Origin of the sequence: Rhizobium oryzihabitans (genome assembly GCF_010669145.1) — a bacterium.
Classification (GTDB): Bacteria; Pseudomonadota; Alphaproteobacteria; order Rhizobiales; family Rhizobiaceae; genus Agrobacterium; species Agrobacterium oryzihabitans.
In genome coordinates this window covers 441,785-464,243 of record NZ_CP048632.1, presented here as the reverse complement: position 1 = coordinate 464,243, position 22,459 = coordinate 441,785, and the positions used below count along the sequence as shown (strand labels likewise).

The following is a 22,459-nucleotide window of genomic DNA, read 5'->3' as shown; positions in this document are numbered from 1 at the left end:
GGATCACCCGAGTTCGTTCCACCCGGACAGACAAAGGCCTGCAGCCGGACGAAACACCCGGACCGCAAGAAAATAAATTCAGCAAAACCGCTGATGCAGGCCGCTCTCATGGCGGCGCGACACAAATGGCCGGAACCAATCGGGCTCAGGAGATTTAAAACATCTTCTCGGACTGGCGGCTGGGGCAACCGCAGGCCAATTGCATTCGTCATTCTATATGGCGAATTAAACACTGGATTCGTAAATTAAAGATCACTTCAAAATCAAAAATAATATGCAAAATCATATTCTTAATTCGAATATTTATAATACATTATTATCGAAAAAATGAATTGAACACGACAGGTAGAAATTCGATCGCAGGGACACAACTTCCCCGATCCGCGCTTCTTTGCAGCAGCTTTGAAAGGATCTTTCATTTTGTGTGCGACAGATACACGAAAGACCTCTTGCCCCTCCCGCCTAGCTCGGGCAAAAAGCCCTTTCCAATCATGAGACAACGCCAGGAGATCGAAAATGGACGTTCGCGCCGCAGTTGCCATTCAGGCCGGAAAGCCGCTTGAGGTCATGACCGTTCAACTCGAAGGCCCCCGCGCCGGCGAAGTGCTGGTTGAGGTCAAGGCGACCGGCATCTGCCATACCGACGATTTCACGCTCTCGGGCGCGGATCCCGAAGGTCTGTTTCCGGCCATCCTCGGCCATGAGGGCGCCGGTATCGTTGTTGATGTCGGCCCCGGCGTCACTTCGGTCAAGAAGGGCGACCATGTCATTCCACTCTATACGCCGGAATGCCGCGAGTGCTATTCCTGCACCTCACGCAAGACCAATCTGTGCACCTCCATCCGCGCCACCCAGGGCCAGGGCGTGATGCCTGACGGAACAAGCCGGTTCTCGATCGGCAAGGACAAGATCCATCATTATATGGGCTGCTCGACCTTCTCGAACTACACCGTTCTGCCCGAGATCGCGTTGGCCAAGATCAACCCGGACGCTCCCTTCGACAAGGTCTGCTACATCGGCTGTGGCGTGACGACCGGAATCGGCGCCGTCATCAACACCGCCAAGGTGGAGATCGGCTCCACCGCCATCGTCTTCGGTCTCGGCGGAATCGGCCTCAATGTCCTGCAGGGTCTGCGCCTTGCGGGCGCCGACATGATCATCGGCGTGGATATCAATCCGGACCGAAAGGCCTGGGGCGAGAAGTTCGGCATGACCCACTTCGTCAACCCGAAGGAAGTGGGCGAGGACATCGTGCCTTATCTCGTCAACATGACGAAGCGCAATGGCGACCTGATCGGTGGCGCGGACTATACGTTCGACTGCACGGGCAATACAAAGGTCATGCGCCAGGCGCTGGAAGCTTCGCATCGCGGCTGGGGCAAGTCTGTCATCATCGGCGTTGCCGGCGCCGGCCAGGAAATCTCGACGCGTCCGTTCCAGCTGGTCACCGGCCGCAACTGGATGGGCACGGCCTTTGGCGGCGCACGTGGCCGCACCGATGTGCCGAAGATCGTCGACTGGTACATGGAAGGCAAGATCCAGATCGACCCGATGATCACCCACACCATGCCGCTTGAAGACATCAACAAGGGCTTCGACCTGATGCACAAGGGCGAAAGCATCCGCGGCGTCGTTGTTTATTGATCAATTGATATGATCAGGCCCCGCCTTTGATCAGACAAACACAAGGGCAGGCGCGCGGGCGCGGCTGTCCTTCATGCAAATGTGATCGTCCTCCCGCACCCTGCTCTCACTGTGATTAACGGGACGGTAAATCTATCGTCGTAAGCCGATACTGCGTGGAGTTGAAAACGCTCCACGGGCCAGAACGACGCCAGACAGCGGGAGCGACCTCTGAGAATCGTGCCGATCGACAACGGAAACCGCGTCGCCGCCGTTGCGCTTTTGACGAAGGGTTTCCCGGAAAAAAGCGAGGCCTTCTGGTCTCGCGGGCTGTCGTTCGTCAGCGCACATCACGCGCGGCTAAATTTCGGCGAGATCGGGCAATTGCTGATGAAGGGCGATGATGCCGTCGGTGTGCTTTTGACGATCAAAAGCCGCCTGCCCGACGAAGACAGGATGGTCGTCAATCTGTCGAGTTGGTACGTCGAGCCTTCCAGCCGGTGGTTCGCGCCACGCATGCTGCAAATGGCCTCGTCCTCGCAGGAAGAAACCTTCACCGACCTCACCCCTTCCCCGGAAGCCTGCAAGCTGAACGAAAGGCTGGGGTTCTCGACGGTGACGGATTATACGCTCTTTTATCCGCTGCTGCCAAAGGCGCTCGGTCCGGCAAGGGCGCGGCTTCGCCCGCTTGCCGACGTGCCCCGGGCGCGCTGCCGGCGGCGATGCGTGACATGCTGGAGGATCATGCGCGTTTCGGCTGCATGGTGGCGGTTATGGAGGCGGATGGACGTCATCATCCCCTGGTGTTCTTAAAAACCATGACCAAGCGGCTGCCCACCGCCCGCCTCATCTATTGCGAGGACAGGCAGCTCGCGCAAAGGCACATCTCCGCGATCGCCCGCCATCTTCTTCGCAAGGGCCGGCTCGCCATGACCATGGCGGCCTCTGACGAGGAGCGCGACGCCGGCGGATTTGCCGTTCTCAAATCCGCGCCAATGCAAGTAAAGGGCGTATGGAACCCACGGTTTATTAACGAAACATACTCAGAATTGGTGTTATTGCCACCCTGGGTATTGGGACGCTCTTGAAAAGACCGCGTTGAACCTTGCCTGCAAAGAAGAAAAGGCGCTTCGGCCACTCTATCCCGAGAGCGCGAACGAGCGGAGAACAAGCATGGTTTCAGCGCAACTCAGGGAAGCGGATGTGTCAGAGACCATCTATTCCTACCTCTCGCAGCGTTTTCCGGCTCACGCCCCCTTTGCGGCGGATACGCAATTGCTAGAAGGCGGCGTGATCGATTCGCTCGGCTTTCTCGAGCTGATGATCTTTCTCGGCGAAGGCTTCGGCATCATTCTCAGTGACGAACATTTCACGCCGGGCAATCTCGGCACGCCGGCGGATCTGATCGCCTTCGTCATGCAGGAACGCCGGAAATGACACCCCACGTGCTGCTGCACCACCTGCTCACCGCGCGGGCTGAAAGCAGCGGTGAGGCGCTTGTCTTCAAAGAAAAATCACTGAGCTACCGCGAATTTTCGCAGGCGGCCGAACGCTGCGCGGCAGCCTTGCAGGATGCAGGGGCGGAGCGTGGTGACCGCGTCGTCATCTTTCTGCCACGCGGCATCGAGGAATGCTGGTCGATCTTTGGCGTGAGTATGGCCGGCGGCGTTTTCGTGCCTGTCAACGCGCTCCTGAAAGCGCAGCAGATCCGCCATATCGTCAGGGATTGCGGCGCGAAAATCGTCATCAGCAGTGCTGCGATGACGGATGAGCTGAAAGCGGCGCTGGAAGATCTGCCGCATGTCAAAGTGCTGCAGGCGGAAGATATGGATAACCGCCCGGCCGCGCCCGCCAAAGCCTCGGCGGCAATCGGCGAGGACCTCGCGGCGATCCTTTATACCTCCGGCTCCACCGGCTCGCCCAAGGGCGTGATGCTGTCGCACCGCAATCTTCTCGCCGGTGCGCGCATCGTGCGCACCTATCTTGAGATCACCGAAAAAGATCGCATCCTCTCCATCCTGCCCTTCAGTTTCGACTATGGCCTGAACCAGCTGCTGACGGCGGTGGAACAGGGTGCAACGACGATCATCTCCACCTTTAGGCTGGGCGACGATATCGTCAGGGATCTGCGTGACCATGCCATTACCGGGCTTGCCGGCGTTCCGACCGTCTGGGCGATCCTCACGAGAGCAGCACCATTGCTGGCGAAGACGCCGCTGCCGCATCTGCGTTACATTACCAATTCCGGCGGGCGTGTGCCGCAGGAAACCGTGAGGGCGTTGCGCGAAAAGCTGCCGGACACCAAAATCTACCTGATGTATGGCCTCACCGAAGCCTTCCGCTCCACATTCCTGCCGCCGGAAGAGATCGACCGCCGCCCGACCTCCATCGGCAAGGCCATTCCGGAATGCGAAATCTTCATCGTCACCGCTGAGGGACAGCGCGCCAAACCGGGCGAACCCGGCATTCTCGTCCATCGCGGCCCGACCGTCTCGCTGGGTTACTGGAACCGGCCGGAAGATACCGCCAAGGTGCTGCGTCCTCACCCTTTCATTCCGGCTGAACGTGGCGGCGAGACCGTGTGTTATTCCGGCGATCTGGCGGTGGAGGACGAGGACGGCTTTTTCAGCTTCGTTGCCCGTAATGATGCGATGATAAAATCCTCCGGTTATCGCATCAGCCCGACCGAGGTGGAAGAAAGCCTGATGTCGACAGGCCTCTTCCAGCAGGTTGCGGTCATCGGCCTGCCGGACCCCTTTGCTGGCGAAAAGGTGCATGCCGTGGCAACCGCCGCAAACGAGAATATCGATCTTTCGACAGCGCTCAAAAAAGCCGCCGAAATGCTCGCTCCCTTCATGATCCCGCGCGCCATAGAACTGGTCGACCGGCTTCCGGTCACGGCCAATGGCAAGGTGGATTACCGCGCGCTGGTGCGCGAACGGACGGACAATGGCGCCCACGGATAAACCCCAAAGCCACGGCCCGGCCCTTGCCGCCGCGCAATTCGCAGTCGACGAAAACGATCTCGTCATCGGCGGCCTTGCGGTGCGCGATATCGTTGCCGAGACCGGAACGCCGTGCTTCCTCTATGACGCGAGCGCCATGCGCCGCGCCTATCGGGATCTCGCAACCGCGCTCAGCGGTTTTGCCGATATCTTTTATTCGGTGAAGGCCAATCCCCTGCCCGCCATCATCTCGCTCTTCCGCGAAGAAGGCGCCGGCGCGGAAATCGCCTCCGTCGGTGAATATCACGCCGCCATCAAGGCGGGCATGCCGCCGGAAAACATCATCTTCGCCGGCCCCGGTAAACGCGCGGCCGAATTACTGGAAGTGATCAAGGGCGGCATCGGCGAAATCCATATCGAAAGCGCCGAGGAAATTGCCCGCATCGAGGCAATCGGCAGGCCGGTCAAGGCCTCCATCCGCATCAATCCGGTGCCGGATACGCAGGCCGGCGCCATGCGCATGGGCGGCAAGGCCACCGCCTTCGGTTTCGATGAGGAAGAGCTGGAAAACGTCCTGCCGCTGTTCAAAGACATCAGGCATATCGATCTCGTCGGCGTCCATATTTACGGTGGCACGCAGATCCTCGATGCTGAGATGCTTATCTCCCAATGGAGACACTCCATTCTGCTTGCGGCGCGCATGGCGGAAATGCTCGGCAGGCCGCTTCGGACCATCGATCTCGGCGGCGGCCTCGGCATCCCCTATTTCACCGGAGAAACGCCGCTCGATCTTGCAGCGGTCAGCGCCGCCATTCCCGACCTCAAGGCCTTGATGCAGGCGCATCCGCTGATCGCCGACGCCCATGTCATCGTCGAACCGGGCCGTTTCCTGGCAGGCCCCGGCGGCGTCTATGTGGCGGAAGTCAATTCGGTAAAGACCTCGCGCGGCACCACCTTCGTGGTAACGGATGGCGGCATGCACCACCATCTGGCGGCCTCCGGCAATCTCGGCCAGATCGTCAAGCGCAACTACCCCATCGTCACACCGGCCATGATGCAGGCGGATTACGGGGAAACGGCAACCATCGTCGGCCCGCTCTGCACACCGCTCGACACGCTCGCCCGCAATGCGACCCTGCCGAATCTGAAGGCCGGCGATCTCCTCGCCATCCTGCAATCGGGAGCCTATGGCGCCAGCGCCAGCCCTTCGGGTTTTCTAAGCCATCCGGCGGCAAAGGAAGTGCTGGTGGAAGATGGTGCGTTTGGGGTGATTGGGCGCTGAAGACGTGTGGTCGCGAAACCCGTAGCCGGTTTTCTTACGAACGCGTATCTGGCTGCTGATATTGGAGCCTCCTCCAACCTCCCTCATTCCTGTGCTTGTCACAGGAATCCAGTCGGCGCACGTCTGTGCGACGGGAGGAATCTTTTCAGCCCAAGGACTTGGGCTGGCTGGTTTCCTGTGACAAGCACAGGAATGAGGGAGGAGAGAGCATTGCCGAAGACAGAACACTTCGAGTTTGCCGCACCTCTCTCCCGATCACTCCCGCAACAACCTGTCGCCCACCGCAAACTTGGATTTCAGCAGACACTCATCATATTCCGCCTCGGCCACGGAATCGAAAATGATACCACCGCCAACGTTGAAGACCGCGCGGCCATCATCAAACAGGCTGAGCGTGCGGATCGCCACGGAGAACCGCATCTCACCATGTGGAGACATGAAGCCGATCGCACCGCAATAGGCGTCGCGCGGCGTCTGCTCCAGTTCGCGCAGGATCTTCATCGCCCACATTTTCGGTGCGCCGGTCACCGAGCCGCAGGGAAACAGCGCCGCAAAAATATCCTCCACCGTCACACCGGGCAAAAGCTTCGCCCGCACATGGCTGACCATCTGGTGCACGGTGGGATAGGTCTCAATATCGAACAGTCGCGGCACATCGAGGCTGCCGACCTCGGTGATGCGGGAAATATCGTTGCGCAGGAGATCGACGATCATGCGGTTTTCGGCGAGCGTCTTTTCATCCTCAAGCATCGCCGCGATGATCGCCCGGTCCTCTTGCGCATTCGCGCCACGCGGCGTCGTACCCTTCATCGGATGGGTCTCGATGAAACCTTGGGCATCAACCGCGAAAAACAGCTCCGGTGAGCGTGACAGGATGACAGGTCCGCCGAGATCGACCAGCGCGCCATATCTGACCGGCTGGCGCTCGACCAATGACCAGAAGGCCGTCAGCGGATCGCCGCTCCAGCGGGCATGGACCGGCATGGTCAGATTGCCCTGATAACAGTCGCCCCGGCGTAGATGCCCGTGCAGCCGCTCGAAGCGCTGGCAATAATCTTCAAGGCTCCATGCGGGCACAGGATCGGACAGAAAGGCATCTGCATCCGGCAGGTCTGTAGGCCGCGCGAACCGACCCTCATCCGGCTGCGGGCCGGAAAAGACGCCGAATCGCAAGAACGGCACATTGCGGGGCTCGGCCGCAAGAGGCGCAAGCTTCGGCTCGAACAGGAAACCCGCCTCGTAAGACATATAGCCGGCAAGATATTTCCCGTCGCGACGCAGCTGTTCCATACGCTTCAGCGCCGCGAAAAATGCCTCAGGCTCGTCCGCGACGATGATCTCCTCCGGCTCGGTGAAGGCTGTCACCGTGCCGGTCGTGTCATCCCGGAAAAGAACGTAAGGCGCATGTGCCAATGAAAGCGTCCGAAACAGGAGAAAGGTCGGGAAACGTCAGACCGGGTCTATATCGCCCCGCGCCCACATCTCTATGGTTTCCGCATAAAAATCGGCGAAACGGCCTTCCTCGATCGACTTGCGGATACCCTGCATCAGCTCCTGATAATAGGCAAGATTGTGCCAGGAGAGCAGCATGCCGCCCAGCGCCTCGTTGGAGCGCGTCAGATGATGCAGATAGGCCCGGGAATAATCGCGCGAGGCCGGGCAGTTGGACTGCTCGTCCAGCGGCCGCTTATCCTCGGCGTGGCGGGCATTGCGGATATTGACCCTGCCACGGCGGGTAAAGGCAAGCCCGTGACGGCCGGAACGGGTCGGCATCACGCAGTCGAACATGTCGATGCCGCGCGCTACCGACTTCAGGATATCGTCAGGCGTACCGACGCCCATCAGGTAACGCGGTTTCTCGGTGGGCAGCACCGGCAGGGTGATATCGAGCATGCCGAGCATCACATCCTGCGGCTCTCCGACGGCAAGACCGCCGACCGCATAGCCCTTCAGATCAAGCTCTTTCAGCCCTTCGGCGGAGCGGATGCGCAGATCCGGCTGGTCGCCGCCCTGCACGATGCCGAACATGGCCTTGCCCGGCTGTTCTCCGAACGCGACACGGCAGCGCTCCGCCCAGCGCAGCGACATTTCCATGGCGCGCTCGATTTCCTTGCGCTCGGCCGGTAGCGCAATGCATTCATCTAGCTGCATCTGGATATCAGAATCGAGCATGCCCTGGATTTCGATCGAGCGTTCCGGCGACATGTGGTGCAGCGAACCGTCCACATGGCTCTTGAAGGTTACGCCCTGCTCATCCAGCTTGCGCAGGCCGGAAAGCGACATGACCTGAAAACCGCCGCTATCGGTGAGGATCGGATGCGGCCAGCGGATAAGCTCATGCAGGCCGCCAAGCCTTGCCACGCGCTCCGGGCCGGGCCGCAGCATCAGGTGATAGGTATTGCCGAGAATGATATCGGCCCCCAGCTCGCGCACCTGATCGAGATACATGGCCTTGACGGTACCAACCGTGCCAACCGGCATGAAGGCGGGCGTGCGGATGACGCCGCGCGGCATGGCAACTTCGCCAAGACGTGCGCCGCCACTCGTGGCTTTCAGGGTGAAGGTGAATTTCTCGTGCATCAGTTCTTCCGGAACAACAGGCTGGAATCGCCATAGGAATAAAAACGGTATCCGGTTTCGATGGCGTGCTTATAAGCGTCACGCATCGTTTCGAGACCGCAGAAAGCCGAAACGAGCATGAACAGCGTCGATTTCGGCAGGTGGAAATTCGTCATCAGAATATCGACCGCGCGGAAGCAGTATCCCGGCGTGATGAAAATCCCGGTGGCATCGGACCATGGATGGATAACACCATTCTCATCGGCCGCACTTTCGATCAGGCGCAGCGATGTCGTGCCTACGCAGACGATGCGTCCGCCGCGCGCCTTTACCGCATTCAGCCGGTCGGCGGTTTCCTGCGACACATGGCCGATCTCGAAATGCATCTTGTGACCGTCAGTATCGTCGGACTTCACCGGAAGGAAGGTGCCTGCCCCAACGTGAAGCGTCACGAAATGCCGCTCGATGCCGGCTTCGTCCAGCGCCGCAAACAGATCGGGCGTGAAATGCAGGCCGGCAGTGGGTGCGGCAACGGCGCCCTTTTCGCGGGCATAAATTGTCTGGTAATCGGTCTGGTCCTGCGCATCTTCCGGCCGCTTGGCGGCGATATAGGGCGGCAGGGGAATATGGCCGACGGAGGCGATCGCCTCGTCCAGCACCGGGCCGGAGACGTCGAACAGCAGCGTGATCTCGCCCTCCTCGCCCTTCTCCTCGACGGTGGCTTCCAGATGGGCAAGGCCGCAGGCATTGTCGCGCTCGTAACCGAAACGGATGCGGTCGCCCTGCTTGATGCGCTTGCCGGGACGCGCGAAGGCCTTCCAGCGGGATTGATCGGCGCGCATGTGCAGCGTGGCCGAAACCGCCGTCTCCGGCGCACCTTCACGCAGCCTGACACCTTCAAGTTGGGCGGGAATGACGCGGGTGTCGTTGAAGACAAGCGCATCGCCGGGCTTCAGGAAGGACGGCAGATCGAAGACGCGGTGGTCCTCCATGCGGTTTTCATTCGGATCGACCACCAGCAGGCGCGCACTATCGCGCGGGTTCGCCGGTCGAAGGGCGATATTCTCCTCGGGCAGATCGAAATCGAACAGGTCTACACGCATTGCAAGGGCTTCCAGAAATTCGATGACACGGCACGGTGTTTTGCATCCCGACGCATCCGCCCCCTCATTCCTGTGCTTGTCACAGGAATCCAGTCGACGCGCGTCTGCGCGACGAGAAGAGTCCTTTCAGCCCAATGACTTGGACTGGCTGGATTCCTGTGACAAGCACAGGAATGAGGGAAGAAGAGAACGACGCGACGGATGGCAGGCTCCAAACCTGTCGCCCCGCCGCCTGCATCATGTACCGTCAATAAACATCAAAACCCGCCCCGCATAAACTGCGAGACGGGTCGAACTGCAATTTCCGATGATCAGGCCGCAGAAGCGAGCTTGATGGAAACGATCGAATCGGGGTCCTTCACCGGCTCGCCGCGCTTGACCTTGTCGATGGCTTCCATGCCTTCGATGACCTGGCCCCAGACGGTGTACTGTTTGTTGAGCCAGGGCGAATCGGTGAAGCAGATGAAGAACTGCGAGTTGGCGGAGTTCGGGCTCTGCGAACGGGCCATGGAGCAGGTGCCGCGAACGTGCGGAATGGCGGAGAATTCAGCCTTCAGGTCCGGCTTGTCGGAGCCGCCCATGCCGGCGCGGGCCGGGTTGAAGCTTTCCGCACCCTTCTTGCCGAACTTCACGTCGCCCGTCTGGGCCATGAAGTCTTCGATGACGCGGTGGAAAACGACGCCGTCATAAGCGCCTTCAGAAACGAGTTCCTTGATGCGGGCAACGTGGCCCGGAGCAACTTCCGGAAGAAGCTGGATCACGACCTTGCCGGTCGTCGTTTCCATGATGATGGTGTTTTCCGGATCCTTGATCTCGGCCATGATTATTCTCCTCTGTTCGGGCTCTATTGCCCTACCTTACTTCTTGCCGACGGTGACCTTGATCATCCGGTCGGGGTTGGAAACTTCGCCATTGCCGCCGGCGCCGCGCTTGATCTTGTCCACGGCTTCCATGCCGGACACGACCTTGCCGACCACGGTGTACTGACCGTTCAGGAATGGACCATCGGCAAACATGATGAAGAACTGCGAATTGGCGGAATTCGGATCCTGCGAGCGGGCCATGCCGACCACGCCGCGCGTGAACGGCACCTTGGAGAATTCAGCCGGAATATCCGGCAGGTCGGAGCCGCCGGTGCCGGCGCGCTGGGCGCTGAAGCCCTTTTCCATGTTGCCATACTGCACGTCGCCGGTCTGCGCCATGAAACCGTCGATGACGCGGTGGAAGGCGACGTTGTCATAAGCGCCCTTTTTGGCCAGCGCCTCGATCTGCGCCACGTGCTTGGGCGCAACCTCAGGCATCAGCTCGATGACAACGGGGCCGTCCTTCAGCTGGACAGTCAAGAGTTCGGCGGCAGATGCAAGGGTGCTGGCGGCAAGCGCGCCCGCAAACAGGGCGCCGGCAAAGGCAAATCGAACGAGTTTCATCGGATTGGCTCCAGAATGTGAGGCTGAAGTCAGCGCTTCAGCTTGGCGTTGAGGGCTTCAAGCACGGCTTTGGGCACGAAGGCGTCCACATTGCCGCCCATGGCGGCGATCTGCCGGACCAATGTGGCTGTAATGGGTCGCGACGAGGTGCCGGCGGGCAGGAATACGGTCTGGATGTCCGGCGCCATCTGGCGGTTCATGCCGGCCATCTGCATTTCATAATCAAGATCGGTGCCATCCCGCAGGCCGCGCAACAAAAGACGTGCGCCATGCTGACGGGCGGCATCGACAACCAGATTATCGAAGGAAACGACTTCCATGCGCGCCGCTTCGCCCGGCAGGGTCTCGGAAAGGGCCTGGCGTATCAGCGCCGCCCGCTCCTCGAAACTGAACATCGGCGCTTTTCCGGGATGGATGCCGACGGCGACGATGACTTTGGACGCCACGTTCAGTGCCTGGATAAGCACATCCAGATGTCCGTTGGTCATCGGATCGAAGGATCCTGGATAAAAGGCAATCGTCATATCGCTCTCAGGTGGTGGGCGTTATGTGCCGCCTTTTGTCATGGAGACGGGCTCGGCGCAAGACTTTTACCACCCAAGCCCGTGTTCCGGGCGGCCTGAACCACGGATGAATGGGCCGTTCAGTGCGGTTTCAGGGCTATTTTCTATAAATGCACACCATCAGGAAACCGAAACGCCCCTCACCCGTTAAGCATCCGGAGAATTGAAAATGCTGGCCTTCATGATCGTCCTTTCGATCGTCGCATCATTCGCTGCCGAGTACCTTTTTCTCGAATGATGCCCACAGCCAGTTTCCTGAACGCCAGATGAACAAGCCATTCAAGGAAGTTTCACAGGCGCGATGCTAATCGATTTTTACGATTGACGCGGAACATGATCGCACATGGCGCGTTAAGAAAGAACCAAAGGAACGGACAGATGTTTGTAAGAGAAAAACAGTCTACTTCGGCAAAGATCAGTGTCATCAGCACCGCCTGGACAGTACTGGTCATCGCCATGGTGGCAACGACGTTTAGTATTTATGAACAGAAGCCTGAGAAGCAGGGTCCGGACTATCCGCAGCTGACCGCCCGTTACCAGTATATGAATTATTACTGATAGAGGGCGAGAATTTCTCGCACCAGATGGAGACACTATCATGTTCACATTTTTGACGCTGCTTCTTGCCCTGATCAGCATTATGTTCGTGACATCGATGATCTCCGTCGTCGCCGAGATGCGGCGGGAAGACGAGGAATTCAAAGCCATGATCAGGCGCGACCGCGCTTTTTAAGCGCGACATTTCGGCTTAAACGCCGCTTAAAAAACGATTCTTCGCAGCCGCCTGGGCCCTCCGGGCGGTTTTATTTTGCCAAGGCACCGGCCTCTCCTTCTCTCATTCCTGTGCTCGTCACAGGAATCCGGACGACGCGCGTCTGCGCGGCGAGAGGTGTCCTTTCAGCCCAAGGACTTGGGCTGGCTGGATTCCTGTGACGAGCACAGGAATGAGGGCGGACAGGCGCCCGATATCGAACCATCGCCTCCATTTCACGCCTCCCAATCACACAAGCGTTTTCAAAACCCCGTTTTTCCAAGGCAAATTCCCTTCAATTTCCGTTTGGATTGATTTAAGGAACGCCGATACGTTGCGGGCCGGACGGCTGGCGACCGCAATGACGTTCCTGTGAGGTTTGCATAACGATGCTCGATTCCCTGAGAAATGCTTCTCGAACCATGGCAGCCAAGCTGCTGCTTCTCCTGCTTGTTGTTTCGTTTGGCGTCTGGGGCGTCTCGGCATCACTCGTCACCGCCAATTCCCATGCCGTCATGACGGTGGGCGACCAGACGGTCAGCCCGGAGGAATTCCGCCTCGCCTATCAGCGTCAGATTTCCGACCTCAGCCGCCAGTTCGGCACCCGTCTGACAACGGAACAGGCCAAGGCCTTCGGCATCGACCGTCAGGTGTTCAGCCAGCTTGCCGCCGGCGCCGCCCTCGACGAGCTGGCCTCGAAGATGAATCTCGGCCTTTCGGAAGACCGCCTTGCCAACCTCATCGCCGAAGACCCGGCCTTCAAGTCGGTCAATGGCCAGTTCGACCGTAATCTCTTCAGCGAGCGCCTGCGCAATTCCGGCTTCCGCGAAGACGACTATATCAAGGAACGCAGCAAGGTTGCCGTCAGAAGCCAGATCGTCGAAGCCGTCTCGGATGGTTTTGCCGCACCGCAGGTGCTGGTGGATGCGCTGAAGCAATACCGCAACGAGCAGCGTGCGGTCGATTACGTCATCCTCTCCAACGCCGTCATCCCGCCGGTCAAGGCGCCGGGCGATGACGTTCTCACCCCCTGGTTCGAGACCAACAAGACGAAATATCGCGCACCGGAATTCCGCAAGTTCACCTATGTGAAGCTGGAACCGTCGGACATTGCCGATCAGGCCTCGGTAACAGATGCCCAGATCGCCGATTATTATGAGAGCCACAAGGACAGCTTCCGCACCGCCGGCCGCCGCACGGTGGAGCAGCTGACCTTCCCGGGCAAGGAAATGGCCGAAGCCGCTGCCGAGCAGATCCGCCTCGGCAACACCACCTATGATCAGGTGGTGAAGGATCAGGGCAAGACGCCGTCCGACGTGACGCTCGGCGAATTCACCAAGGACACCATTCCCGACCAGTCGATTGCCGATGCAGCTTTCGCCATCCAGAAGGATGGCGGCGTCTCCGCGGTCGTTGAAGGTTCCTTCGGCCCGGTCATCCTGCGCGTCACCGGCATCAAGCCGGAAACCACCCGCACGCTGGAAGAGGCGAAAGAGGACATCCGCAAGGACCTCGCCACCGCCGCCGCCGCGGAAGAAATCACCAACGTGCATGATCGCTACGAAGACCTGCGCGCCGGCGGCTCTTCGCTTGCCGATGCCGCACAGCAGCTGAACCTGAAGCCCGTCACCATCGCCGCCATCGATGCGGCCGGCCTCGATGAAAAGGGCGATGCAGTTCAGGGCCTGCCCTCCCCGCAGCTGGCGCAGGAAGTCTTCAAGACCGAGCCCGGCACGGAAGCCCTGCCGATCAATCTTGGCCGTGAAGGTTACATCTGGTTCGACGTCGACCAGATCATTGCCGCCCGCGACCGCACGCTTGCCGAAGTGCGCGACGATGTCGTCGCCGACTGGACGGCGGAGCAGCAGCGGATGGCGCTGGCCACCAAGGCCGATGAGCTGAAGGCGCGCGTCGAAAAGGGCGAAACGCTGGAAGCCGTGGCTGGTGAACTGAGCCTTGCCGTCGAGCAGAAATCCGGCCTGCGCCGCACCAGCGAAGACGCTATTTTCGGCCAGCAGACGATCGCGGCGGTCTTCTCCGGTGCTGAAGGCAAGGTGGGTACGGCTGCCGATGCAGATGGCTCCAGCCGCATCCTCTTCAAGGTCACCTCCGTTGACACCAATGCGCCTGCCGATGCGCTCGCCAATGACGACCAGCAATTCGCCGCCATCGCCCGCGCGGCCGGCGACGACATGCTGGACCAGATGGTCAACCGCCTGCAGAATGATTATGGTGTGACCATCAATCAGGCCCTCGCCGACCAGGCGATGGTCGGCTTCTAACCGGGGGCGATAAAGATGGCCGAACTGAAGCCGCTGATCGCCAAGGTCGCGAACGGAGAAAGCCTGAACCGCGAGGATGCGCGCACGGCTTTCGACATTCTGATGTCGGGCGAAGCCACCCCGTCGCAGATCGGCGGTTTCCTGATGGCGCTGCGCGTGCGCGGAGAAACGGTGGACGAAATCGTCGGCGCCGTCTCCTCCATGCGCGCCCGCATGCTGCCTGTCTCGGCCCCCGCCAATGCCATCGATATCGTCGGAACCGGCGGTGACGGCATCGGCACCTACAATATCTCGACGCTGGCCTCGATCATCGTCGCCGGCACGGGCCTGCCGGTCGCCAAACATGGCAACCGCGCTCTGAGCTCCAAATCCGGCACGGCGGATGCGCTTTCCGCACTCGGCGTGAAGCTCGATATCGGCCCCGACCTTATCGCCCGCTGCATCAGCGAGGCGGGTCTCGGCTTCATGTTCGCGCAGCTGCACCACTCCGCCATGCGCCATGTCGGCCCGAGCCGCGTTGAACTCGGCACACGCACGATCTTCAACCTGCTTGGCCCCCTTTCCAACCCGGCGGGCGCCAGGCGGCAATTGCTCGGCGTCTTCTCGCCGCGCTGGCTGGTGCCGCTTGCCGAAGTGCTGCGTGATCTTGGCTCGGAGAGCATCTGGGTCGTGCATGGCGATGGCATGGATGAGGTGACCACCACGGGTGTTACCCATGTGGCGGCGCTGGAAGATGGCAAGATCCGCACCTTTGATCTGACGCCGAAGGATTTCGGCGTTCAGCCGGCCCAGATGAACGATCTGAAGGGCGGCGACGGCATTGCCAATGCGGCAGCGCTGCGCGAGGTTCTTTCCGGGAAACGCAATGCCTATCGCGACGTGTCGCTGTGCAATGCGGCCGCGGCCCTCGTCATTGCCGGCAAGGCCGAAACGCTGGGTCAGGCGATGACGATCGTCAGCGAGGCGCTCGATAGCGGCGCGGCAGCCGCAGCCCTCGACCGTCTTGTTGCCGTATCCAACGAAGCCGACCCCGCGCAGGCCGACCATTAAAAGGAATGAGAGCGAAACCATGAGCGACATTCTGAAAAAGATCGAACTCTACAAGCGCGAGGAGATCGCTGCCGCCAAGGCGAAGGTTTCCCTTGCCGATCTCAAGGCGATGGCCGCGGGCCAGACTGCGCCGCGCGGCTTTTACAGGGCGCTCAGGGCAAAACAGGCTGAGGGCAAGTTCGGCCTGATCGCCGAAATCAAGAAGGCCAGCCCGTCCAAGGGCCTGATCCGCCCGGATTTCGATCCGCCGGCGCTGGCGGCCGCCTATGAAGCGGGCGACGCCGCCTGTCTTTCGGTGCTGACGGACAGCCCGAGCTTTCAGGGCGCGCCGGAATTCCTGACCGCCGCCCGCAATGCCTGCGCCCTGCCGGCGCTGCGCAAGGATTTCATGTTCGACACCTATCAGGTGCATGAGGCCCGCGCCTGGGGCGCGGACTGCATTCTCCTCATCATGGCGTCACTCTCCGACGACGAGGCAAAACGCCTGGAAGACGAGGCTTTCGCACTCGGCATGGACGTGCTGGTTGAAGTTCACGATGCGGAAGAAACCGAACGGGCCCTGAAGCTCACCTCGCCGCTTCTCGGCATCAACAACCGCAACCTGCGCACCTTCGAAGTCAGTCTCGAAACCAGCGAGAAGCTGGCTGGTCTCGTGCCCGCCGACAAGCTGCTGGTCGGCGAAAGCGGCATCTTCACCCATGAGGATTGCAAGCGGCTGGAAAAGAGCGGCATCAGCACCTTCCTCGTCGGCGAAAGCCTGATGCGCAAGGACGATGTGACGGCGGCCACCAGGGCGCTGCTGACCGGCAGCACCGGCGTTCTGGCAGCGGAATGATCGCCCCATGAGCGAGGCGGGCAAGCTGACCCATATAGATGCTGCCGGTGAGGCGCATATGGTCGATGTCGGCGACAAGGCCGAGACCGTCCGCGTCGCCGTCGCCGAGGGTTTCGTGAAGATGAAACCGGAAACGCTCGCCCTTATTCGCGACGGCAACGCCAAGAAGGGCGACGTCATCGGCACCGCCCGCCTGGCAGGCATCATGGCCGCCAAGCAGACCGCCAATCTCATTCCGCTCTGCCACCCGCTGATGCTGACCAAGGTTTCGGTGGACATTACCGAAGATGCTTCCCTGCCCGGCCTGCGGGTGGAAGCCATGGTGAAACTATCCGGCAAGACCGGCGTGGAGATGGAAGCGCTGACCGCCGTGTCCATCGCCTGCCTGACGATCTACGACATGGCCAAGGCCGCCGACAAGGCGATGGAAATCGTCAATATCCGCCTTCTCGAAAAAAGCGGTGGCAAATCTGGCGATTTCAGACGACAGGAGAGCTGAATGAAACCGCTGCTGCCGGTGGACGAGGCCACAAGGCGCCTTCTGGAGGCGGCGGCTCCGGTCGCGGACAGCGAGACATTGCCGCTTGCCGAATGCGATGGCCGCATTCTTGTGGCTGACCTAGCGGCGCGGTTGACGCAGCCGCCATTCGACGCTTCCGCCATGGACGGCTATGCGCTGCGCAGCGCCGACGCGCCTGAAATCGGCTCGGTTCTCACCGTCATCGGCCAGGCCGCCGCCGGCCATGCTTTTACAGGTACGGTGGGGCAAGGCGAGGCCGTGCGCATCTTCACCGGCGCGCCGGTTCCCACAGGGGCCGACACCATTCTCATTCAGGAAGACGCCGAAGTGCTGGAGGGCGGAAAAATCCGCACCACCTTCGAAGTCGCCGCAGGGCGACACATTCGCCCGCGCGGACAGGATTTTGCCGAGGGTGAAACGGTTCTGAAGGCGGGGCGAGAACTCGGTTTTACCGATCTCACCGTCGCGGCGGCAATGAACCATGCCACGCTTCCCGTCTATCGCAGGCCGCTCGTCGCCATCCTTGCCACCGGCGACGAATTGCTGCCGCCCGGAAGCACGCCGCAGCCGGCGCAGATCATCGCCTCGAACACCTTCGGGGTCGCGGCCCTTGCCCGGACTGCCGGAGCCGACATTCTCGATCTCGGCATCATCGCTGATGATGACGCGCTGATCCGCGCCGCCATCGGCAAGGCCGTGGCGGCAAAGGCCGACGTGCTGGTAACGCTCGGCGGCGCATCGGTCGGCGACCACGATCTCGTGCAGGCGGCGCTGAAGGCCGAAGGCATGCAGCTTGATTTCTGGCGCATCGCCATGCGCCCGGGAAAACCGCTGATGGTCGGCGCCATCGGAACCATGCAGGTGCTGGGCCTGCCCGGAAACCCGGTCGCGAGCCTCGTCTGCAGCCTGCTTTTCCTCGAGCCCCTGCTCCGCCGCATCGCCCGCCGCGCGCCCCTGCAACGCGTTGCCACCGCCCGGACCGCCACGCCGCTGAAAGCAAACGACCACCGGCAGGATTATCTTCGCGCCCGTTTCCACACCGACGAGAACGGCGTACTGATGGCGGAAGCCTATACCAAGCAGGATTCATCGATGATGAAGATATTGGCCCATTCCGATGGCCTGATCGTGCGACCGCCGCACACGCCGGCGGTGGAAGCCGGGACGGTGTGCCAGGTGATAAGGCTCAAGGCCTGACGAGAGCGGGGCTACACCATACGATGCCTGCCGAGGCGATGTCCTGTTTCGAAAGTTCGCCTGACGGACACTCCATGCAGGCGCGGCCTATTTGACCGCACCGAAACGTGCTGAGCCGGCGGATTAAAACTATAAGATTGTTATATCTCGATATGTTGAAGAAGTGTGCGACCTATAGGCGACGTTTTGCCTAAATGAAATAAGCCGCCGCCTAACCATTTCCCGCCTATTTCCCCACATTGTTGTGCCAAAATAAATCACTCGAATCCCATTCTCGGGATTGACAGAATAAATACGATGCTGTCACCAAGACGAATAGTAGAGGGAAAAAATTCCGGAAATCCTAGAAAATGAAAATTACTTATAATTATCAATTAAATAAGATAAAAATCGGCGAAAATGGAATTTCCGGGAACAAAAATTAGTTTCCCATAAATTAAGCTTTCCAAAACGGGCTTCATAATAATAATCATAGTCGATAAGCAGACTCACTGGAGTTTCTTGATGAACACGGCATCCACGCCCAAAACCACGGGACCCGACATTGCCGGGCAGATTGCCTACGCCATGCGGAGCATGGGTGTTTCGCCGATCCCGCGTAACTACAGCCTTTTTTACGAAGCCTATATCGGCTCGAACCCTGCTTTGACAAAGGATTTGGCGGCGCTTGGAAACCGCGTCACGCAGGAGGATCTGGACGAGCTTTCCACGCGTTACGGCGAAGGCACTCCCGGACGGGCCATCGACGACGCGCATGAGAAGCTGCGGCGCGAACTGGAGGGCCTTCTGGGCACGCTGAGGCGCGAACAATCCTCCATCGAGAACTACAACCGGATTCTCGGCGAAACCCGCCAGCGCATCGATGACAAGAATGCCTCCAGCACCAATATTCTGAGGAATGCGATTTCATTGCTGGCCGAGGCGACCGGCTCGAAGATCATCGATGGCGAAAAGGCGTTCAACGACGTCAACCGCCATGCCGAGGAAATGCATCAGGTTCGCCTGGAGCTGGATGAATATAAGCGCATTGCCAATACCGACTCGCTGACCCGCCTTTCCAACCGGCGCGCTTTCGATGACAGGCTGGCCTCCGTTTATGACAGTTCCATCGGCCTGCAATATACCACGCTCGTCCTGCTCGATATCGACCATTTCAAGCGCATCAATGACACATTCGGCCACCCGGTCGGCGACAAGATTCTCGCCACCGTCGCCTCGGTCATCCGCGCCAATGTGCGCAAGGACGGTTTCGTCGCCAGAAGCGGCGGCGAGGAATTCGCCATCATTCTCGATGGCAATACGCCCGAGGAAGTCATGGTGATGTGCGAGCGCATTCGCCTGTCGCTGGAAAGCACGCCGTTCCGCAATTCCAGATCAGGCGCGGACTATGGCACGGTGACGATCTCCATCGGCTTTGCCTCCGCCGCGCAGGCCAACAATCCGAGCGAGCTTTACGGCCACGCCGACACGGCGCTGTACCACGCCAAGGAAACCGGCAGAAACCGCTCCATCTTTTATGAAGACGGCATGCAGAAGAATTATACCGGCAAGAACTGGCTAATTTACCGGACGTAAGCCGGGTGGCATTTACCCCACGATCTCCTCCGTCATGCCGGACTTGATCCGGCATCCAGCTTCAGCGCGTCTGAGCCGTGAAAGACGCCTTCTCGCAATCAAGGACTTGATCGCACTGGACCCCGGATCTAGTCCGGGGTGACCGTGTGCGGATGCGTGGTTTCGCCAAGCAAATAGATGCTGCGGCGCTTTCCCGACGTTTTGATTGGGCCACCTAACCGAGCAGGTTCCCTTTCACCACATCGTCTTCGCCGCCCGCGCCGCCCATTCCCGGTCATAGGTTTCCTGATCGAATTCCGCCTTAGCGGCTTTCAGCAGGACGCCCGGTGTGGGCAGCGATGCGGGTTCGACGAAATTGGCGGGGTTCCAGAGTTCGGAGCGCATGAGGGCCCTGGCGCACTGGAAATAGACCTCGTCGATCTCCACCACGATCACCGTGCGCGGATGTTTGCCGTCCATTTCGAAACTCTGCAGCAGGTCGGCATCGACCGAAACCACGGCACGGCCGTTGACGCGCATCGTGGTATTCGAGCCGGGGATCAGAAACATCAGCGCCACACGTGGGTCGCGCACGATGTTCAGGAGCGAATCGACGCGGTTGTTGCCACGCCAGTCGGGCAGAAGCAGCGTCTTGTCGTCACCCACCCGCACCACACCGCCCTTATCGCCGCGCGGCGAACAGTCCATGCCTTCAGGCCCCACCGTCGCCAGCGCCAGAAAGGGCGATGCCTCGATCATCAGCCTATATTCGGCCGTCAGCGCGCCCGTTACCTTGGCGATCGACGCTTCGCTGGTGCCATCATAGATGGCCTTCAGTTCCTCAACCGTGCGAATGATCGTCATGCCGGCTCCAATCCCGTAAAACAACCTGCACCCCGCCAGATGGGGCTTAATCTTCCGCTGCCTCTGCCTTCTCCCGCTCCGCCCGCTCGCGTGCGGTGCGGGCGGCAACAAGGTCGGCCGGCTGGGCATTGCCGCGGATCAGCGAACGGCCGGCATAGATGCCGCCGACGACTTCCATCGCGAAACGCTCCTCGTCGCGGTCGCGGAATTCCTCGACCAGACGGGCCGCATCCTCGCGTTCCTCACCCATGGCGCCCAACACTTCCTCGCTGAAATTCAGCGCCGATTCCAGCGTCTCGCGGATCTGGTAATCGACACCGGCCTTCAGAAGATCGATGGCATGGCCACGGTCATAGGCGCGGGCGAGAACCGGAACCAGCGGGAACTCGTGCTTGACGATCTCCGCGATCCGCACCGCCGCGTCCTTGTCATCAACGCAGATAAGCACGGCACGCGCCGTGCTTGCACCGGCAGCATGCAGGATTTCCGCCCGCGAGCCATCGCCATAATAGACCTTGAAGCCGAATTCCGCCGCATCGCGCACGAAGTCGGCATCCTTGTCGATGAGCGACAGCGTGTAGCCCCGGGCCAGCAGCGGCTGGCTGACGATCTGCCCGAACCGCCCGAAGCCGATCAGGAGAATGCTGCCCTCGACATTTTCAGGCACGTCGAGATCGTCGGTATTGGGAACCGCCGCCGGCACCAGCCGGTCATGCAGAATGACCATCAGCGGCGTCAGCACCATGGAGATGATGATGGTCGCGGTCAGGATGGCGTTGGCTTCACGATCCAGAATACCGGCACTGACGGCGGCCGAATAAAGCACGAAGGCGAATTCGCCGCCCTGCGCCATCAGCACCGCCCGCTCCAGGCTTTCGCGCCGCGTGGTGCCGAGTGCGCGTGCCACACCGTAGATCAGGAAGGCCTTGAGCAGCATGTAACCCGCGACGCTGACGACCACGAGCTGCCAGTTGGAGGCGATGACGGCAAGATCGATCGCCATGCCGACGCCAAGAAAGAACAGGCCAAGCAGAATGCCGCGAAACGGCTCGATATCCGCCTCAAGCTGATGGCGGAAGGAGGATTCGGACAGCAGCACGCCCGCCAGAAACGCGCCCATCGCCATGGAAAGACCGCTGACCTGCATCAGAAGCGCCGAACCGAGCACCACCAGCAGAGCCGCCGCCGTCATCACCTCGCGCGCACCGGAGGCCGCCAGCAGCCGGAAGAACGGGTTGAGAAGATAACGCCCGGCGAGAATGAGCGCTCCCACGGCCGCAAGCGCGATACCCACCGAAATCCAGCGCTCCGAGGGCGTCACATGTTCACCGCCGGAACCGAGAAAGGCAACCAGCGCCAGCAGCGGCACAATGGCCAGATCCTCAAACAGCAGGATGGCGATGATGCGCTGACCTTTCAGGCTCGACATGCTGTTGCGTTCCTGCAGCATCTGCATGACGATCGCCGTCGAGGTCAGCACGAAGCCGGTACCGGCGACGAAGGACATGATGACGGGAAAACCGAGCCCAACGCCGATCAATGTCAGGCCCGCCATACAGACCAGCACCTGCAACGCGCCGAGCCCGAAAATATCCTGACGCATCGACCAAAGCCGAGACGGCTGCATTTCAAGCCCGATGATGAACAGGAACATCACCACGCCGAGTTCGGCGATGTGGAGGATCGCCTGCGAATCGGAAAAGAAACCGAGACCATAAGGCCCGATCACCAGGCCGGCGGCCAGATAACCCAGCACCGAGCCGAGGCCGATGCGTTTGAAGATCGGCGCAGCCACAACGCCCGCCGCCAAAAGCACGACCACCTGGGCCAGATCATTTCCGTTCGCTTCGACAGCCACACGCCACCCCGTTTAAATTGATAGGACGAGGGTGCTCCCTCGCCAG

General features: G+C 60.4%; 22 protein-coding genes. 14 read left to right on the top strand and 8 right to left on the bottom strand.

The features are described 5' to 3' along the window. Window positions 1-516 precede the first annotated feature (516 nt). The 6 genes from G3A56_RS02785 (at window position 517) to G3A56_RS02765 (ending at window position 5,850) form a co-directional block, all read left to right on the top strand. Complete coding sequence (locus G3A56_RS02785; protein WP_003503003.1) at window positions 517-1,644, top strand: S-(hydroxymethyl)glutathione dehydrogenase/class III alcohol dehydrogenase; 1,128 nt, start codon at window positions 517-519, stop codon at window positions 1,642-1,644. A gap of 219 nt (window positions 1,645-1,863) precedes the next feature. Further along, window positions 1,864-2,436 carry a hypothetical protein gene (locus G3A56_RS28715; RefSeq protein WP_246231102.1) on the top strand — a complete coding sequence of 191 codons (573 nt, stop codon included), beginning with the start codon at window positions 1,864-1,866 and terminating at the stop codon, window positions 2,434-2,436. Then, window positions 2,346-2,711: a hypothetical protein gene (locus tag G3A56_RS28710; RefSeq protein ID WP_246231100.1), complete on the top strand. Its 366-nt coding sequence runs from the start codon at window positions 2,346-2,348 to the stop codon at window positions 2,709-2,711. Before G3A56_RS28715 ends, G3A56_RS28710 begins: the two co-directional genes overlap by 91 nt. Before the next feature lie 85 nt (window positions 2,712-2,796). Beyond that, window positions 2,797-3,060, top strand: a complete 264-nt coding sequence (locus G3A56_RS02775; protein ID WP_003495720.1) for an acyl carrier protein — start codon at window positions 2,797-2,799, stop codon at window positions 3,058-3,060. Continuing rightward, complete coding sequence (locus tag G3A56_RS02770; RefSeq protein ID WP_082184333.1) at window positions 3,057-4,589, top strand: AMP-binding protein; 1,533 nt, start codon at window positions 3,057-3,059, stop codon at window positions 4,587-4,589. Before G3A56_RS02775 ends, G3A56_RS02770 begins: the two co-directional genes overlap by 4 nt. Further along, window positions 4,573-5,850 (top strand): type III PLP-dependent enzyme, encoded by a 1,278-nt coding sequence (locus G3A56_RS02765; protein ID WP_164056160.1) that lies wholly within the window; start codon window positions 4,573-4,575, stop codon window positions 5,848-5,850. The genes G3A56_RS02770 and G3A56_RS02765 overlap by 17 nt, the downstream gene beginning before the upstream one ends. 255 nt (window positions 5,851-6,105) lie before the next feature. Here G3A56_RS02765 and G3A56_RS02760 read toward each other — a convergent pair whose 3' ends face one another. The 6 genes from G3A56_RS02760 to coaD form a co-directional block, all read right to left on the bottom strand. Further along, the gene (locus tag G3A56_RS02760) at window positions 6,106-7,263 is read right to left on the bottom strand and encodes an aminodeoxychorismate synthase component I (protein ID WP_082184335.1); all 1,158 of its coding nucleotides are present in this window, start codon (window positions 7,261-7,263) and stop codon (window positions 6,106-6,108) included. Between the two features lie 36 nt (window positions 7,264-7,299). After that, a complete protein-coding gene (gene tgt, locus G3A56_RS02755) occupies window positions 7,300-8,430 on the bottom strand; it encodes a tRNA guanosine(34) transglycosylase Tgt (RefSeq protein ID WP_082184336.1) in 1,131 nt (376 codons plus the stop codon). After that, a complete protein-coding gene (gene queA, locus G3A56_RS02750) occupies window positions 8,430-9,512 on the bottom strand; it encodes a tRNA preQ1(34) S-adenosylmethionine ribosyltransferase-isomerase QueA (RefSeq protein ID WP_082184337.1) in 1,083 nt (360 codons plus the stop codon). Before queA ends, tgt begins: the two co-directional genes overlap by 1 nt. A 311-nt stretch (window positions 9,513-9,823) precedes the next feature. Further along, window positions 9,824-10,333 (bottom strand): peptidylprolyl isomerase, encoded by a 510-nt coding sequence (locus tag G3A56_RS02745; RefSeq protein ID WP_003495709.1) that lies wholly within the window; start codon window positions 10,331-10,333, stop codon window positions 9,824-9,826. Window positions 10,334-10,369: 36 nt separating this feature from the next. Continuing rightward, window positions 10,370-10,939 carry a peptidylprolyl isomerase gene (locus G3A56_RS02740; RefSeq protein ID WP_035223126.1) on the bottom strand — a complete coding sequence of 190 codons (570 nt, stop codon included), beginning with the start codon at window positions 10,937-10,939 and terminating at the stop codon, window positions 10,370-10,372. Window positions 10,940-10,968: 29 nt separating this feature from the next. Continuing rightward, on the bottom strand, window positions 10,969-11,463 hold the full coding sequence (gene coaD / locus G3A56_RS02735) for a pantetheine-phosphate adenylyltransferase (protein WP_003495706.1): 495 nt from the start codon (window positions 11,461-11,463) through the stop codon (window positions 10,969-10,971). Window positions 11,464-11,880: 417 nt separating this feature from the next. Between coaD and G3A56_RS02730 the strand changes: the two genes are divergently transcribed. From G3A56_RS02730 to G3A56_RS02695, 8 genes are all read left to right on the top strand, one after another. After that, entirely contained in the window at window positions 11,881-12,060 is a 180-nt protein-coding gene (locus tag G3A56_RS02730; RefSeq protein WP_003495704.1) for a hypothetical protein, read from the top strand. A gap of 40 nt (window positions 12,061-12,100) precedes the next feature. Further along, window positions 12,101-12,235, top strand: a complete 135-nt coding sequence (locus G3A56_RS29285; protein WP_003495703.1) for a hypothetical protein — start codon at window positions 12,101-12,103, stop codon at window positions 12,233-12,235. Window positions 12,236-12,642: 407 nt separating this feature from the next. After that, a complete protein-coding gene (locus G3A56_RS02720; RefSeq protein ID WP_082184339.1) occupies window positions 12,643-14,535 on the top strand; it encodes a peptidyl-prolyl cis-trans isomerase in 1,893 nt (630 codons plus the stop codon). Window positions 14,536-14,550: 15 nt separating this feature from the next. Next, window positions 14,551-15,585: an anthranilate phosphoribosyltransferase gene (gene trpD / locus G3A56_RS02715; protein WP_082184340.1), complete on the top strand. Its 1,035-nt coding sequence runs from the start codon at window positions 14,551-14,553 to the stop codon at window positions 15,583-15,585. A 19-nt stretch (window positions 15,586-15,604) separates the two neighbouring features. Beyond that, window positions 15,605-16,420 carry an indole-3-glycerol phosphate synthase TrpC gene (gene trpC / locus G3A56_RS02710; RefSeq protein ID WP_082184341.1) on the top strand — a complete coding sequence of 272 codons (816 nt, stop codon included), beginning with the start codon at window positions 15,605-15,607 and terminating at the stop codon, window positions 16,418-16,420. Window positions 16,421-16,427: 7 nt separating this feature from the next. Continuing rightward, a complete protein-coding gene (gene moaC, locus G3A56_RS02705; RefSeq protein ID WP_082184342.1) occupies window positions 16,428-16,919 on the top strand; it encodes a cyclic pyranopterin monophosphate synthase MoaC in 492 nt (163 codons plus the stop codon). Then, window positions 16,920-18,137 (top strand): molybdopterin molybdotransferase MoeA, encoded by a 1,218-nt coding sequence (locus G3A56_RS02700; RefSeq protein ID WP_082184343.1) that lies wholly within the window; start codon window positions 16,920-16,922, stop codon window positions 18,135-18,137. A gap of 504 nt (window positions 18,138-18,641) precedes the next feature. Then, on the top strand, window positions 18,642-19,712 hold the full coding sequence (locus G3A56_RS02695; RefSeq protein WP_082184344.1) for a GGDEF domain-containing protein: 1,071 nt from the start codon (window positions 18,642-18,644) through the stop codon (window positions 19,710-19,712). Window positions 19,713-19,946: 234 nt separating this feature from the next. On the opposite strand, the gene G3A56_RS02690 is transcribed toward G3A56_RS02695, so the two are convergent. Further along, window positions 19,947-20,555 carry a pyridoxamine 5'-phosphate oxidase family protein gene (locus tag G3A56_RS02690; protein WP_082184702.1) on the bottom strand — a complete coding sequence of 203 codons (609 nt, stop codon included), beginning with the start codon at window positions 20,553-20,555 and terminating at the stop codon, window positions 19,947-19,949. A 46-nt stretch (window positions 20,556-20,601) separates the two neighbouring features. Continuing rightward, entirely contained in the window at window positions 20,602-22,413 is a 1,812-nt protein-coding gene (locus tag G3A56_RS02685) for a monovalent cation:proton antiporter-2 (CPA2) family protein (RefSeq protein WP_035223115.1), read from the bottom strand. Window positions 22,414-22,459: the final 46 nt, after the last annotated feature.

Coding starts and splice junctions, on each gene's coding strand:
- G3A56_RS02785 (WP_003503003.1), top strand. CDS start 517: ATGGACGTTCGCGCCGCAGTTGCCATTCAGGCCGGAAAGCCGCTTGAG.
- G3A56_RS28710 (WP_246231100.1), top strand. CDS start 2,346: ATGCGTGACATGCTGGAGGATCATGCGCGTTTCGGCTGCATGGTGGCG.
- G3A56_RS02775 (WP_003495720.1), top strand. CDS start 2,797: ATGGTTTCAGCGCAACTCAGGGAAGCGGATGTGTCAGAGACCATCTAT.
- G3A56_RS02770 (WP_082184333.1), top strand. CDS start 3,057: ATGACACCCCACGTGCTGCTGCACCACCTGCTCACCGCGCGGGCTGAA.
- G3A56_RS02765 (WP_164056160.1), top strand. CDS start 4,573: ATGGCGCCCACGGATAAACCCCAAAGCCACGGCCCGGCCCTTGCCGCC.
- tgt (WP_082184336.1), bottom strand. CDS start 8,430: ATGCACGAGAAATTCACCTTCACCCTGAAAGCCACGAGTGGCGGCGCA.
- queA (WP_082184337.1), bottom strand. CDS start 9,512: ATGCGTGTAGACCTGTTCGATTTCGATCTGCCCGAGGAGAATATCGCC.
- G3A56_RS02745 (WP_003495709.1), bottom strand. CDS start 10,333: ATGGCCGAGATCAAGGATCCGGAAAACACCATCATCATGGAAACGACG.
- G3A56_RS02740 (WP_035223126.1), bottom strand. CDS start 10,939: ATGAAACTCGTTCGATTTGCCTTTGCCGGCGCCCTGTTTGCGGGCGCG.
- coaD (WP_003495706.1), bottom strand. CDS start 11,463: ATGACGATTGCCTTTTATCCAGGATCCTTCGATCCGATGACCAACGGA.
- G3A56_RS02730 (WP_003495704.1), top strand. CDS start 11,881: ATGTTTGTAAGAGAAAAACAGTCTACTTCGGCAAAGATCAGTGTCATC.
- G3A56_RS29285 (WP_003495703.1), top strand. CDS start 12,101: ATGTTCACATTTTTGACGCTGCTTCTTGCCCTGATCAGCATTATGTTC.
- G3A56_RS02720 (WP_082184339.1), top strand. CDS start 12,643: ATGCTCGATTCCCTGAGAAATGCTTCTCGAACCATGGCAGCCAAGCTG.
- trpD (WP_082184340.1), top strand. CDS start 14,551: ATGGCCGAACTGAAGCCGCTGATCGCCAAGGTCGCGAACGGAGAAAGC.
- trpC (WP_082184341.1), top strand. CDS start 15,605: ATGAGCGACATTCTGAAAAAGATCGAACTCTACAAGCGCGAGGAGATC.
- moaC (WP_082184342.1), top strand. CDS start 16,428: ATGAGCGAGGCGGGCAAGCTGACCCATATAGATGCTGCCGGTGAGGCG.
- G3A56_RS02700 (WP_082184343.1), top strand. CDS start 16,920: ATGAAACCGCTGCTGCCGGTGGACGAGGCCACAAGGCGCCTTCTGGAG.
- G3A56_RS02695 (WP_082184344.1), top strand. CDS start 18,642: ATGAACACGGCATCCACGCCCAAAACCACGGGACCCGACATTGCCGGG.
- G3A56_RS02690 (WP_082184702.1), bottom strand. CDS start 20,555: ATGACGATCATTCGCACGGTTGAGGAACTGAAGGCCATCTATGATGGC.